This window comes from Bosea sp. 124, assembly GCF_003046175.1.
Lineage (GTDB): Bacteria > Pseudomonadota > Alphaproteobacteria > Rhizobiales > Beijerinckiaceae > Allobosea.
Window position 1 is genome coordinate 4492803 of record NZ_PZZM01000001.1, and the last position, 13794, is coordinate 4506596.

General features: G+C 69.6%; 9 protein-coding genes. 7 read left to right on the forward strand and 2 right to left on the reverse strand.

The window, feature by feature from the left end:
• Positions 1 to 68: 68 nt before the first annotated feature.
• Both C8D03_RS21345 and C8D03_RS21350 read left to right on the forward strand, forming a co-directional pair.
• Positions 69 to 986: an aminotransferase class IV gene (locus tag C8D03_RS21345; RefSeq protein ID WP_108049476.1), complete on the forward strand. Its 918-nt coding sequence runs from the start codon at positions 69 to 71 to the stop codon at positions 984 to 986.
• 29 nt (positions 987 to 1015) lie between these two features.
• Positions 1016 to 2497, forward strand: a complete 1482-nt coding sequence (locus C8D03_RS21350; RefSeq protein WP_108049478.1) for a M81 family metallopeptidase — start codon at positions 1016 to 1018, stop codon at positions 2495 to 2497.
• A 9-nt stretch (positions 2498 to 2506) separates the two neighbouring features.
• Here C8D03_RS21350 and C8D03_RS21355 read toward each other — a convergent pair whose 3' ends face one another.
• Complete coding sequence (locus C8D03_RS21355) at positions 2507 to 3400, reverse strand: LysR family transcriptional regulator (protein WP_108049480.1); 894 nt, start codon at positions 3398 to 3400, stop codon at positions 2507 to 2509.
• 109 nt (positions 3401 to 3509) lie between these two features.
• Here C8D03_RS21355 and C8D03_RS21360 point away from each other — a divergent pair, with 109 nt between their 5' ends.
• The 3 genes from C8D03_RS21360 to C8D03_RS21370 all read left to right on the forward strand — a co-directional run bounded on the left by C8D03_RS21360 (position 3510) and on the right by C8D03_RS21370 (position 7976).
• A complete protein-coding gene (locus C8D03_RS21360; RefSeq protein ID WP_108049482.1) occupies positions 3510 to 4127 on the forward strand; it encodes a pyridoxamine 5'-phosphate oxidase family protein in 618 nt (205 codons plus the stop codon).
• A gap of 97 nt (positions 4128 to 4224) precedes the next feature.
• The gene (locus C8D03_RS21365) at positions 4225 to 5349 is read left to right on the forward strand and encodes a metallophosphoesterase family protein (protein ID WP_108049484.1); all 1125 of its coding nucleotides are present in this window, start codon (positions 4225 to 4227) and stop codon (positions 5347 to 5349) included.
• Positions 5346 to 7976 carry an AAA family ATPase gene (locus C8D03_RS21370; RefSeq protein WP_108049486.1) on the forward strand — a complete coding sequence of 877 codons (2631 nt, stop codon included), beginning with the start codon at positions 5346 to 5348 and terminating at the stop codon, positions 7974 to 7976. The genes C8D03_RS21365 and C8D03_RS21370 overlap by 4 nt, the downstream gene beginning before the upstream one ends.
• A 123-nt stretch (positions 7977 to 8099) precedes the next feature.
• Here the strand turns inward: C8D03_RS21370 and hydA are convergent, their stop codons facing one another.
• Entirely contained in the window at positions 8100 to 9581 is a 1482-nt protein-coding gene (gene hydA / locus C8D03_RS21375) for a dihydropyrimidinase (RefSeq protein WP_108051874.1), read from the reverse strand.
• Positions 9582 to 9805: 224 nt separating this feature from the next.
• On the opposite strand from hydA, the gene rsgA reads away from it, so the two are divergent.
• The gene (gene rsgA / locus C8D03_RS21380) at positions 9806 to 10819 is read left to right on the forward strand and encodes a ribosome small subunit-dependent GTPase A (RefSeq protein WP_248308563.1); all 1014 of its coding nucleotides are present in this window, start codon (positions 9806 to 9808) and stop codon (positions 10817 to 10819) included.
• Positions 10820 to 10911: 92 nt separating this feature from the next.
• A complete protein-coding gene (locus tag C8D03_RS21385; RefSeq protein ID WP_108049488.1) occupies positions 10912 to 13728 on the forward strand; it encodes a cation-translocating P-type ATPase in 2817 nt (938 codons plus the stop codon).
• The last annotated feature ends 66 nt before the right edge of the window (positions 13729 to 13794 follow it).

The window sequence follows — 13794 nt, forward strand, 5'->3', positions numbered from 1 at the left end:
CGGCCAGCCGCCAGCGGCGACCGCAGGCCCTGTCGCCGGAGGTTCGAGACATTTTCAGGAGATCAGCGTTGAGCACTTCATCCTATGCAGACGGCGCGGCCTATGTCCGGGGCCGCTTCGTACCCATCGCCGAGGCGACGATCCCGGTGACCGACTGGGGCTTCACCCGCTCGGACGTCGTCTATGACGTCGTCCATGTCGTGAAGAACGGCTTCTTCCGCCTCGATGACCATCTCGACCGCTTCGAGCATTCGATGCAGCAGCGCCGGATCCGGCCGCCGGAAGATCGCGCCGCGATCGAGGCGATCCTGCATCGCTGCGTCGCGCTCAGCGGCCTGTCCGACGCCTATGTCGCGATGGTTGCCTCGCGCGGGCGGCCGCGGGTTGCCGGCTCCCGCCGGCCCGCCGATTGCGACAACCACCTCATCGCCTATGCGCTGCCCTGGATCGACGTGATCCCGAAGGATGTGCAGGAACGCGGCGCGCATATCTGGCTCGCCTCGACGCCCCGCGTGCCGGACGCCAGCGTCGATCCCACGGTGAAGAACTACCAGTGGAGCGACCTGACCTCGGGCCTGCTCGAAGCCCATGACGAGGGTTTCGACACGGCGGTGCTGTTCGACGCACAGGGCTTCCTGACCGAGGGGCCGGGCTTCAACGTCTTCATCGTTAAGGACGGCAAGGTGAGCACGCCCGATCGCGGCAGCCTGCACGGCATCACCCGCAAATCGGTGCTGGAGCTTTGTGCCGAACTCGGCATCGAGGCGGCGGTGGAGCCGATCCCCGGCACGGATATCGAGCATGCCGACGAGGTGTTCCTGGCGACCACCGCGGGCGGCGTGATGCCGGCCTCGCGGATCGGCGGGCGTATTCTCGGCAATGACCGGCCGGGGCCGATCTCGCTCAAACTGAAGCAGGCCTATTGGGCAAGGCATGACGAGGGCTGGCACCGCACGCCGGTGCGCCCGCTCGAGGCTGCGGAATAGCCGGTTCGAAACCCGACGGGAGCATCATCATGTCGAAGCCGCGCATTCTGGTCGGCCAGCTCTGGCACGAGGGCCATTCGTTCAACCCCGTCGTCACGGACCGCGACGAGGTCCAGATCCTGCGCGGCGAGCCGCTGCTGGAGCTGGCGCGACGATCCGAGACGGCTTTCAGCGGGGTCGTCCGCGCCGCCGAGCGGCTCGGATACGAATGCGTGCCCGTGCTTGGCGCCCGGGCGAGGCCCGGTGGTCCGGTCGCGCAGGAGCTCTTCGAGGAGATCGTGGCCGCGTTCGTCGCGCAAGCCGGGCAGGGCGGCTTCGACGGCATTTGCCTGGAGCTGCACGGCGCGACGATCGCGCAGGACTGCGTCGATACCGAGGGAGAACTGCTGGAACGCCTCCGCGCGACGGTCGGCCCGGAGATGCCGATCGCGGTCGCGCTCGATCTGCACGCCTATCTCACCGAGCGCATGGCCCGCAACGCGACGATCATGACGGGCTATCGCACGCAGCCTCATGCCGACATGGTCGAGACCGGCGAGCGGGCGATGATGCTGCTCGACCGCATCCTGAAGGGCGCATCGGTGCCCCGCGGCGTGGTCACCTTCGTGCCCTTCCTGATGCGCGGCAGCGACGAGACCACGGCCGAGCCGATGCGCACGATCTGCGCACAGGCCGAGGACTGGCGCGCAAAGCCCGGCCTCGTCGACCTCTCGATCTTCAACATCCATCCCTTCATCGACGGGCCGCGGGCCGGGCAGGCCGTTCTCGCCTATGACGATGGCAGCGGCATTGCGCGCGACGCCTCGCAGGCCCTGGCGGAGGTACTCTGGGAGGCGCGGGATCGCTTCACCGAAACCCTGCCGAGCGTCGCCGATGCGCTCGCCTTGGCGCGGGACTCATCCACGCCCTTCGTCCTCGGCGACCAGGGTGACCGGGTTCTCGGCGCCGGTCCGGGCGATTCCGTCGAGATCGCCCGCGTCGCCCTGGAGCAGTTCCCGGATCTGGCGGTCGCGACGGTCGTCTACGATCCGGACGTCGTCGCTGCCGCGAGCGCCGCTGGCATCGGCCAGACGGTCTCGCTGTCGATCGGCGCGAGCGTCAACAAGAGCCTCCGGCCGCTGCGGGCGAATTGGCAGGTGACGCGGCTGGGCCGGGCACGCTTCGTCAACGAGGGCCCCTACATGGCGGGCGTCGAGGCGGATTTCGGCGATTATGCGGTCCTGACGGCCGGCGCCCTCAATGTGGTGGTGACGACGCTGGTGCCCAATGTGCACGACCCCGCCTTCTACGCGGCCGTCGGGCTTCCTGTTGGATCGCAGAAGGCCGTCGTTGCGCGTTCGGCCAACCACTACAAGCTGTCCTTCGCCGGGAGCGCGGTGCCGGTGACGGTCGATACGCCGGGCATGACCGCCTTCCGGCCCCAGGATCTGCCCTTCGAGCGGATCCGGCCGGTGCATCCCCTCGATGCGGTGCAGTGGACACCGGCGCTTGGTTTCGTTGCGCTGTCCTGAGACAGCCCGTCACCCCATCTCGGCGAGGCGCAGCTCCTCCTGGGCAGCCTTGATGAAGGCACCGACATTGGGTGAGCCGCGGCGGTTCGCCGGGAAGATCAGGCTGACCGGGAGGGCAGGCGGCTCGAAATCTTGCAGGATTCTGCGCAGGCGGCCGTCGGCGAGGTCGCGCCTGACCTGATAGGACAGGACACGGCAGATGCCGAGGCCGGCGGTGGCGGCGTCGATGGCGGTCTCGACACTGTTCGTGATGAGCCGTGCCTCGACGCGTGCGGCAGGTCGTCCGCTCGCGGTGAAGCGCCATTCGCCGTTGGCGGTGAAGGTGTCGAAGGCGATGAGGTCGTGCCCGGCGAGCCCGGCCACGTCGGTCGGCTCGCCCCTTGCCGCGAGATAGGCGGGGCTGGCCACGAGAATGCGCCGTACCTGGGCCAGCTTCACCTGATGCAGTGCGCTGTCTGCGAGCTCGCCGATACGCACGGCCGCGTCGACGCCTTCCTCCGCGAGGCGGACCACGCGGTCGGCGAGCTGGAGCTGGACCGAAAGCCGCGGATGGGCGCGCAGCAGGCGGGTCACGACCGGGAGCACGTGCATGCGGCCAAAGACGACGGGAGCGGTCACGACGAGGCGCCCGCGCGGCTCGGCGTCCTCGCCGCGAATCCGGCGTGCAGCGTCGTCGAGCTGCTCCAGCGCGGACTGGCAGGCCTCCAGATAGGCGGCGCCCTCCGCTGTCAGGCTGACCGAGCGGGTGGTGCGCAGCAGAAGCGGCGTGCCGAGCTCGTCCTCGAGCAGCGCCACCGCCCGGCTGGCCGCTGTCGGCGAGAGGCGAAGCTGCCGTGCCGCCGCGGCGAAGCTGCGGAGGCGAGCGACCGCGGCGAAGGTGCGAAGCGCCAGCATCCGGTCCATGGATAATCCCGCCTGTTGAAATGATGTCGTTCAATCTTGCCGGATTATCGCCTTCATGGAAACGATGCAGAATCCCTCATCCCGAAATGCAAGGCATGAGAGACAGGTCATGACCGCTACCCTATCCAGCGACATTGCCTTCACCCCCCGGGTCAAGGCGCTCCAGCATCAGCGCGGCTCGCGGGCCACCTATGCCCGGATGGAGGCCCATGGGGGCTTCCGGACGGCCGTCAGCCCCGATCTCGTCGCCTTTCTGGCGGAGATCGACACGGCTTTCCTGGCGACCGCGACTGCGGAGGGGCAGCCCTATGCCCAGCATCGGGGCGGGCCGCCGGGCTTCATCCGGGCGCTGGACGAGCGAACCCTCGGCTTCGCCGATTTCTCCGGAAACCGGCAATATGTGACCACCGGCAACCTTGAGGAGAACGACCGGGCGTTCCTGTTCCTGATCGACTACGCCCGCCGGCGGCGCGTGAAGCTGTGGGGCCGCGCCCGTGTGGTGCAGGATCCCGATCTCGTCGCGCGCCTCATGCCGGCGGGCTACGAGGCCCGCCCCGAGCAGGCGATCCTGTTCACGGTCGAGGCCTGGGACATCAACTGTCCCCAGCATATCCCGCGGAAGATCGACGCCGCTCTCGCGGCGGAGGCGCTCGTCCGGATCGAGGCCGAGCGTGACCGTCTCGCCGCGGAGAACGCGGCGCTCCGGGCAAGGCTGGCCGGCGCCTGAGCCCCGCTTCGGCAAAGGCCTCGCAGCATCTCGACAAAGGCGCGTTCTGTCCCGATGAATGGAGCGCGGATTCTGGTCCGCTGCTTCGCGAGGCCTGATGTTCCGTTTCCTGCACAGCTCGGACCTGCATATCGGCAAGCGCTTCGGCACCATGCCCGAGGAGCTGCGCGGGCGGCTGCGCGATGCGCGTCACACCGTGCTCGACCGGCTGGTGGCGCAGGCGCGGGCCGGCGGTGCGGGGACGATCCTGCTGGCCGGCGACTGCTTCGACACGGAGACGCCGAGCCCGGCCATGCTGCGCCAGGCGCTCGCCGCCATGGCGGGCCATGCGCCGCTGCGCTGGGTCGTGCTGCCGGGCAATCATGATTCGCTGCTCGCCGACGAATTATGGGCGGCGGCGCGCGCTGCCTTGCCGGCTAATGTTCTGCTCGCGACCGAGCCCATGCCAATCGAGCTGGAGGCCGGCGTCGCGCTGCTGCCGGCGCCCTGCACGACGCGCCGCCCCGGCCGCGATCTCACCGACTGGATGGACCGGGCCGCGACCGCCGAAGGTGCGCTGCGCATCGGGCTCGCCCATGGCGCGATCCAGAGCTTCTCGGAGGATGGCGTCGGGCTCGACGTCATCGCGCCCGACCGGGCCGCGCGCTCCGGGCTCGACTATCTCGCACTCGGAGACTGGCACGGCCAGATGCGGATCAATTCGCGGAGCTGGTACAGCGGCGCGCCGGAGCCCGACCGCTTCAAGCATGACGGGCCGGGCAAGGCGCTTCTCGTCTCGCTCGCTGGCCCCGGGGCCGTGCCGGAGGTCTCAGCCGTCGAGACCGGCAGCTTCGACTGGCGCACCCTGCCGCTCGAGCTGATCTCCGGCGATGATGCGACGACGATTCTGGCCGGGCGGCTGCCCTCCGGCAGCGTCCGCCGCCAGATTCTGCTGCGCGTCGTCGCGTCGGGGCGGCTGCGCCCGCAGGCGCGTGCTGCGCTCGATGCCGCGGTCGCGGCTGTCGCGCCGGAATTCGCGCATCTGCTGGTCGAGACCGAAGGCCTGGCAAGCGATTGCGAGAGCGAGGATCTCGACGCCATCGACCGCGCCGGCGCACTGCGGCACGCCGCCGATCTGCTGCTGGCCGAAAGCCTCGACGAAGGCCGCCCGGGCGGCGAACGCCAAGCCGCGCGCGATGCGCTGGTCAGGCTGTTCACCTATTGCGAGGCGATGCCGTCATGAAGCTGACGGGCTTGCGCCTCCACAATGTCCGGCGCTTCGCCGGGCGCGGCGTCGCCGTCGAGGGCATCGGCGACGGCGTCAACGTACTCTGCGCGGTCAATGAGTTCGGCAAATCGACCTGTTTCGACGCGCTGCACGCTCTGTTCTTCCAGCCGCATACCGGCACGCCCGGCGCGGTGCAGGCCCTGCGGCCCTATAGTGGCGGCAACCCGCTGGTCGAGGCCGACATCCTGACCGGAGAGGGGCCGTTTCGTCTCACGAAGCAGTTCTATGGCGGGCGGCGGGCGATGGTGCGGGAGCTTGGCTCCGGTCGCCTCGTTGCGCAGGCCGACGAGGCGGAGCGCTTCATTGCCGGGCTGGTGCAGGGCGGCACGACGGGGCCGGCCGGGCTGCTCTGGGTGCGGCAGGGCATCACCGGCATCGAGCGGCGGGCGAAGAGCGATGAGGAGGGCGAGAAGCGGGCGCGCGAATCGGTGCTGACTTCGGTGCAGGGCGAGGTCGAATCGCTGACCGGCGGGCGGCGCATGGCGCAGGCGGTCGCGGCCTGCGAGGAGGAACTGTCGGTTCTGGTGACGGCGACGGGGCGGTCGAAGGCCGGCGGCCCCTATGCGGCGGCCATCGAGGAGCGCGACCGGCTGGTCGAGACCGAGCGGCGGCTGGCAAGCGAGGTGCGCGAACTGCGCGAGGCGCTGGACCGCCGCCGCGCCCTGCGGGCTCGGCTGGCCGAACTGGAGAGCCCCGAGCAACAGGCCGCGCGCCTGCACGATCTGATCCAGGCCGAGGCGGCCCTTGCGGCGGCCAAGGCTCATGGCGAGGCGTTGCACACGGCCGAGATCGAGGCGGCGCTGGCGCGCAATCGCCGCGAGACCGCGCGGCAGGCCCTCGACGGCCAGCGCCAGAACCTGGCGCGGTTCTCCGTGCTGCGCGATCGTGCTGCCGAAGGCACCCGCAAGCGCGACGAGGTTCTGGCGCGGCAGCGCGAGGCTGGCGAATCCGGGCGGGCTGCCGCGCTCGCCGTCGAGGCGGCCGAAGCTGCCGAGCGTGAGGCGCGCGATCTGCTGACACGGCTGGAACGGGCGTTGCAGGCGCGCGATGCGGCCGAGCATCTCGCAGGGCTGCAGCAGGCCCATGCCCGGGCCGAGGCCGGACGGGCCGAGGTCGAGACGATCCAGGCCGAGCTGAAGGCGCTGATGCTGCCGGCTCAGGCGGTCGCGCAACTGGAAGCTCAGGAGACCGAACTGGTCGGGCTGCGGGCGGTGGTCGCGGCGTGCGTGCCGCTGCTGCGGGTGGATTACCGCGAGGGCGTGGCCGGCGCGATCGGGCTCGACGGTGTGGTGCTGGCGGACGGCGAGGAACGCGCCCTGACGGGCAGCGCGGCACTCGACATTGCGGGCGTGGGCCGGCTCACCCTGACGTTGCCGCAGGGCCGCGACGGACGCGAGGAGTTGGCTCGGGCCGAGGCGCAGCGGCTGGCGTTGCTCGCGACGCTCGCCGTGGCGAGCCTGGCGGAGGCGCGCCAGCGCGAGGGCACGATCCGCGATTTGAGCGGCCGGCTCGATCTGGCAAAGCAGCGGCTGGCCTTGCTGGCGCCGAACGGTCTTCAGCTCCTGCAGGAGACGATCGCGCGGCTCGAGGCCCAGAGCTCGGGAGCGGTCGAGATCAAGGGCGATCCGGAAGCGGTGCGTGCTGCGCTTGCGACGGCGGAGGCGCGCGTCACGGCCTCTCGCAACGCGCAGCGCGAGGCACAATCGGCGCGCGATGGCGCGAGCTCGGCGGTCGTCGAGGCCGAGCGGGCGCTGGCGAGCGTGGCCTCCGAACTTGCCGGCCTGGCCGCGATGCTCGGCGCGGAGGAGGGACGACAGGTGAGGGAGGTGCAACTCGCGGACGCGCTCGCCGAGGCGGAGCAGGTTTTCGGCGTGGCGCAAGGGCAGGTCGAGGCTCTGCGCGTCGGCGCCTCCGATCTCGCCGGAGCCGAGGCGAAGTTCCGGCGGATGCGCTCCGTCGTCGATGGCGCGTCGGCCGAAACCGCGAAGCTGCGCGAGGAGGCCGCCGAGCTGAACGGGCAGATCCGGACGCGGGCGGATGCAGCCGTCGAGGAAGCCTGGCAGGAGGCCGGCGACAGGCTGGCGGCGGCGCAGCGGCGGCTTGCCGGGCTGGAGCGCGAGGTCGCGCTGCTGACCCGCCTGCGCGCGGCGCTGGAGGCGGCCCGGGCCGAGGCGCGCGATCATTACTTCGCGCCGGTGATGGCCGAACTCAGGCCACTGCTCGGCCTGCTGTTCGAGGATGCGACGGTCACCTTCGACGAGGAGACGCTGTTGCCGCGCACGGTCAGCCGCAACGGCCTGGAGGAGCCCGTCGGCGTGCTCAGCGGCGGCATGCGCGAGCAGCTCGCCGTGCTGACGCGGCTCGCCTTCGCACGGCTTCTGGCGAAGGACGGCCAGCCGGCGCCGGTCATCCTCGACGACGCGCTGGTCTATTCCGACGACGACCGGATCGAGCGCATGTTCGACGCGCTGCACCGGCAGGCCAGCAACCAGCAGATCATCGTGTTTTCCTGTCGCCAGCGCGCCTTCGCCCAGCTCGGCGGCAACATCCTGCGGATGGTGCCGTGGACGCCCGAGGTCTGAGGGCGGGATCGAGGTCTTCGTGGCGCGCTGCCCTTGCACATGACCGCGCCGTCATCCCGGAGCTGCGCGGCTTCGCCGCTTGCCCAGGATGACGCGGTGTTTCCGGGGAGAGACGACAGCCACTCAGAGGATCGTCGCGCCGAAGTTGCGGGCCGGGTCCATCTCCAGCGCGAGCTTTCCGGTCGGCTCGGCTGCGGGGCCGCCGGTGCGCGAAAGCCAGCGGCCGGAGCCGGGCCTCGCCTTCAGCGTGCCCTCGCCGACGATCTCCTCGCCGCGCCGGATCACCGTCTCGGGCCAGCCTGTGACCTTGTAGCCGGCAAAGGGGGTGAAGCCGGTGAGATCGTGCATCGCCTCGTCCGTGATCGTGACCTCGCGCTTCGGGTCCCAGATCGCGATGTCGGCGTCGTAGCCCGGCTGGATCGCGCCCTTGCCGGGGAGGTTGTAGATGCGAGCCGGCGCGGTCGCTGTCAGGTCGACGAAGGCTTCCAGCCCGCGCCCGGCGAATTCCGACCGGCCCTTCGAAACCAGCGCATCGAACATCAGCGGCAGGCGGGTCTCGAGCCCCGGCAGCCCGTTGGCGATCTGCTTGAAGTTGGCGTTCGGCCCGGCCGAGAGCTTGCCGGTCTCGTCGAAGCGATAGGGCGCGTGGTCGGAGGAGACCGTCTGGATGTCGCCCAGCGCCAGCGCCTGCCAGAGCGCATCCTGATCGGCGGCCTCGCGCGGCGGCGGCGAGCACATCCATTTCGCGCCCTCGATGCCCGGCTTGTCGAGATCGGCCTTGGTCAGGAAGAGATATTGCGGGCAGGTCTCGGCGAAGACCTTGAGACCCTGTCCGCGGGCCTGGCGGATGACGGCGGCGCCCTCGGCGGTCGAGACATGGAAGATCATGATCGGCTGGTCGATCAGCGCGGCCTGCGTGATCAGCCGGGTGAAGGCCTCCGATTCCGACCCGCGCGGATGGCTGATCGCGTGGAATTTCGGCGCGGTATAGCCGCGCTCGACCAGCTTCTTGCCCATCCACGAGATCATGCCGTGGTTCTCGGCATGGACGCAGATCAGCGCCCTGTGCTCGCGCGCGGTCAGCATCAGATCGAGCAGCGGCTCGTCGTCGACCTTGATCAGGTCATAGGTCATGAAGACCTTGATCGAGGCGTGGCCCTCTCTGATCAGGGCCGGCAGGTCCTCCCGAATCGTCTTCTCGTCCGGATTGGCGACGATCATGTGGAAGGCGTAGTCGATCAGCGCGCCGCGTTTCGCCAGCGCCGCATAATCGTCGACGACCTTGCGCAGATCGAGACCGCGATGCTGGGCGGCGAAGGAGACCAGCGTGGTGTTGCCGCCAAAGGCTGCCGAAGCGGTGGCGCTCTCGAAGGTGTCGGCATTGAGCAGGCCGCCGGCCGAGACCTGCTCGACATGGGCATGGGTGTCGATGCCGCCGGGCAGCACGAATTTGCCGGCAGCGTCGATCTCGCGCTTGCCCTTGCCGAGGCCCTGACCGATTGCCGCGATGGTGCCACCGCTGACCGCGACATCGGCGGTGAAGCTGCCCGAGACCGTGCCGACCGTGCCGCCGCGAATGACCAGATCATAGGTTTCAGTCGTCATCTCGTTCTCCTGGCACATGCGGCGCGGCAAAGGGGGCCTGCGCCGCGTGACCATAGCAAACCTCCGGCCGTCGGCGAGGCGCGGCTGGTGCAGGGCTATGATTTGTTCGCGCGAGGTATTCGCGGCGCTTATATGCGGATCCGCCGCATCGACCGCTTGCCAGAAGGCCCGATCCCCGCTCTAGCGTGAAGCATGACGATGACGCTGCATGATGGGCTCCGCTCGTGACCGGCTCCGACCAAGAACACCGTCCGCTGACGCTTGCGGCGCTGGGCTGGTCCGATTTCTTCGCGGCGCAATGCGAGCCCGACGAGGCCGGCCTCGTCCCGGTGCGGATCGCGACGGTGCACCGTGCGCGGATGAGCGCGATCTCCGAGGCGGGGCCGATCCGGCTGGAGCTGCCGGTCCACACCAATACGGGCGACTACACGGTCGGGGACTGGGTGCTGGTCGAACCCGGCACGCATCTTCTGCGGCGCCTGCTGCAACGCCGCAGTGTGCTGGCGCGGCGCGTCGAGGGCAGCAAGACGCCGCAACTGGCCGGCGCCAACATCGACACGCTGTTCATCGTCACCTCCTGCAACGCCGATTTCAACGTGGCGCGGCTGGAACGCTATCTGGCGCTCGCCAATGAGAGCGGTGCCGAGCCGGTGATCCTGCTGACCAAGGCCGATCTGGTGCCCGACGTGCGGGTCTATCGTGAGCAGGCGGCGGCGCTGCAACGCGGGCTGACGGTCGCGAGCGTGAATCCGCGCGCGCCGGACGCGGCCGAAGCGCTTGCCGCCTGGTGCGGCGCGGGGCGCACGGTCGCGCTGGTCGGCTCGTCGGGGGTCGGCAAGTCGACGCTGGTCAATGCGCTGGCAGACGCGAGCGAAACCGAGCTGCAACAGACCGGCGACATCCGTGCCCACGACGCCAAGGGCCGCCACACCACGACCTCGCGCTCGCTGCATGCGATTGCCGGCGGCGGCTGGGTGATCGACACGCCGGGCATGCGGACGCTTCATGTCAGCGATGCGGCTTCCGGCCTTGAGACGCTCTTCGCGGAGATCAGCGAACTCACCCATCTCTGTCGTTTCCGCGACTGCAGCCATGAGCACGAACCCGGCTGCGCCGTGCAAGCCGCGGTCAAGCAGGGCACCATCGACCCCGAACGCCTGGCGCGCTGGCGCAAGCTCGACCTCGAGAACAAGGCGAAGACGCCCGACGCGAGGGGGCCGAAGGGCAAGCGGCGGTAGCAGCCCTTGCCGGTGCGGCAGTCTGTCCATGCCGCGCCTTGCGTTTCCCGCGCTATCTCTGGTGCGGTCGCAACGAGGCCGATGGACTCTGAATGGCGATGCCAACTGATCCCGGAACGCAGGAGCCCTATCGGCTGGCCGCGGATGAGGTCGCCGCCACGCTCGGAGTCGAGCCGGAGCGCGGACTTTCGGCCATGGAGGCGCGGGCGCGGCTCGACCACTACGGCCGCAACGAGCTGACGGCGGAGGCGCCGACACCGGGATGGCGCAAATTCCTGGCGCAGTTCACCGACATGCTCGTGATGCTGCTGATCGCCGCCGCGCTGATCTCGGCGCTGCAGTGGTTCCTCGAACGCGATTCCGCCCTGCCATACGAGGCCATCGCGATCATCGCGATCGTGCTCCTCAACGCGGTCATGGGCTATCTGCAGCAGGCCCGGGCGGAGCAGGCCGTGGCTGCGCTGCGCCGGATGTCGGCTGCGTCCGCCAATGTGATCCGGGATGGTGCGAGGCAGCGCGTGCCGTCGGCCGAGATCGTGCCGGGCGACGTCATCCTGATCGAGGAGGGCGATACGATTCCCGCCGATGCGCGGCTGATCGAATCGACCGTGCTGCAGACGGCCGAGGCCACTCTCACGGGCGAAAGCCTGCCCGTGTCGAAGGACACCGCCGCGATCCTCGAAGATGCGGCGCTGGGCGACCGGCACAACATGGTGTTCAGCGGCACGGCGGCGAATTACGGGCGCGGGCGGGCGGTGGTCACGGCGAGCGCGATGCAGACCGAGATGGGGCGCATCGCCGGCATGCTGAAGCGCACGCCGAGCGAGGTCACGCCGCTGCAGGAGGAACTCGACCGGGTCGGGCGACTGCTCGGCATCGTGGTCGTCGCCATTGCGGTGGTGATGATCGCCACCATTCTGCTCGTCGAGGACATCAACGGCCTTCCGGCCCTCTTCGACGTCCTGATCCTGGGCGTGGCCCTGGCCGTTGCCGCGGTGCCCGAGGGGCTGCCTGCGGTGGTGACGGCGGTGCTGTCGCTCGGCGTGCAGCGCATGGCCCGGCGAAAGGCCATCATTCGCCGCCTCGCCGCGGTCGAGACGCTCGGCTCGGCCGATGTCATCGCCTCGGACAAGACCGGCACGCTGACCCGCAACGAGATGACGGTGCGCCGGATCGTCACCGCCAGTGGGAGCGTCGCCCTCGGCGGCACGGGCTATGCTCCCGAAGGGAAGGTGACGCGCCGTGGCGGCGGGGAGATCGACGGGGCGCTGCTCGTCGAACTGAGGCGCACGCTGTCGGCGGCCGACCGCGCCAACAATGCCGTGCTGCAGGAGCAGGATGGGTGCTGGTCGGTTCAGGGGGACCCCACCGAAGGGGCGCTGATCGTCGCGGCCCGCAAGATCGGCCTCGAGACGGATGCGCTCAGGGCGCGGTTTGGACGTATCGGCGAAGTTCCGTTCTCCTCCGAACGGAAACTGATGAGCACTGTCCATGCCGATGCGGAGCGACAGGACCTGCTGCGCGCCTTCACCAAGGGGGCACCGGATGTGCTGCTGGCGCGCTGTTCCCATGAGCTGGTCGGCGACGAGGCCCGGCCCCTCACGGAGCTGCGGCGCGCGGAGATCCTGTCGGCGAATGAGGGCCTGGCCGGCGAGGCCCTGCGCACGCTCGGCATCGCGTTTCGCTCGCTGCCGAGAGAGGGAGCCCCGGCCCAGGGTGGGTTCGACCACCGCCTCGAACAGGAACTCGTCTTTCTCGGACTGATCGGGATGATCGATCCGCCACGGGAGGAGGCGAAAGTCGCCATCGGCCGGGCGAAGGCCGCCGGCATCCGCGTCATCATGATCACCGGCGATCACCCCCGCACGGCCGCCGTCATCGCCGGCGAGCTGGGCATCACGGAGAATGGTCGCGCCGTGAGCGGCGCCGACCTCGAACGGATGACGGATGCCGAGCTCGACTGGACCGTGCGGGAGGTCTCGGTCTATGCCCGTGTCGATCCGGACCACAAGCTGCGGATCGTCAAGGCGCTGCAGCGCGAAGGCATGACGGTGGCGATGACCGGCGACGGTGTCAACGATGCGCCGGCGCTGAAGGCCGCCGATATCGGCGTGGCGATGGGCATCACCGGAACCGACGTTTCGAAGCAGGCTGCCGACATGGTGCTGGCCGACGACAACTTCGCCTCGATCGTCGCGGCGGTCGAGGAAGGCCGCGCGATCTTCTCGAACATCCGCAAGTTCCTGCGCTACCTGCTCTCGTCCAATATCGGCGAGGTCCTGACCATGCACTTCGGCATCCTGCTGGCCGGGGTCATCGGATTGCGGGTTGAGGGCGGCGGCGCTGTCGTGCTCCCGCTGCTGGCGACCCAGATCCTCTGGATCAACCTGATCACGGATGGCGCTCCCGCGCTGGCCCTCGGGCTGGATCCGGCAGCGCCGGGCGCGATGAACAGGCCGCCGCGACCGCGCGGCGAAGGCGTGCTGACCGCCCGGATGTGGGCCGGCATCCTCTTCGTCGGCCTGGTCATGGCGACTGGCACGCTGCTGGTGCTCGACGCATCGCTTCCCGGCGGCCTGATCGAGGGCTCCGGGACCGTCGGATACGCGCAGACGATGGCGTTCACGACATTGACGATGTTCCAGCTCGTCAACGTGTTCAATGCGCGATCCGACGAGCGAAGCGCCTTTGCCGGGCTGTTCAGCAATCGCTGGCTGTGGGCGGCGCTGGTGATGTCGCTCCTGCTGCATGCGGCGGTGATCTACGTCCCCGTCCTGCAGCGGACGTTTTCGACCACCCCCCTGAGCCCCGGCGACTGGCTCGTCTGCGCGGCTGTCGCGAGCAGCGTGCTTTGGTTGCGCGAACTGAGCAAGCTGCTTACGCGCGAGCGGGATCGCGCGGGCCGGTAGCGGCCATTTCGGCAGGTTGTCCAAGGGCGATGGCAGGTTTGGTCGCGATTGGCAGCCTTGGCCGCG

Excerpts from the sequence above, each read along its gene's own strand:
- C8D03_RS21350 (WP_108049478.1), top strand. The coding sequence starts at position 1,016 with ATGTCGAAGCCGCGCATTCTGGTCGGCCAGCTCTGGCACGAGGGCCAT.
- C8D03_RS21355 (WP_108049480.1), bottom strand. The coding sequence starts at position 3,400 with ATGGACCGGATGCTGGCGCTTCGCACCTTCGCCGCGGTCGCTCGCCTC.
- C8D03_RS21360 (WP_108049482.1), top strand. The coding sequence starts at position 3,510 with ATGACCGCTACCCTATCCAGCGACATTGCCTTCACCCCCCGGGTCAAG.
- C8D03_RS21365 (WP_108049484.1), top strand. The coding sequence starts at position 4,225 with ATGTTCCGTTTCCTGCACAGCTCGGACCTGCATATCGGCAAGCGCTTC.
- C8D03_RS21370 (WP_108049486.1), top strand. The coding sequence starts at position 5,346 with ATGAAGCTGACGGGCTTGCGCCTCCACAATGTCCGGCGCTTCGCCGGG.
- hydA (WP_108051874.1), bottom strand. The coding sequence starts at position 9,581 with ATGACGACTGAAACCTATGATCTGGTCATTCGCGGCGGCACGGTCGGC.
- C8D03_RS21385 (WP_108049488.1), top strand. The coding sequence starts at position 10,912 with ATGGCGATGCCAACTGATCCCGGAACGCAGGAGCCCTATCGGCTGGCC.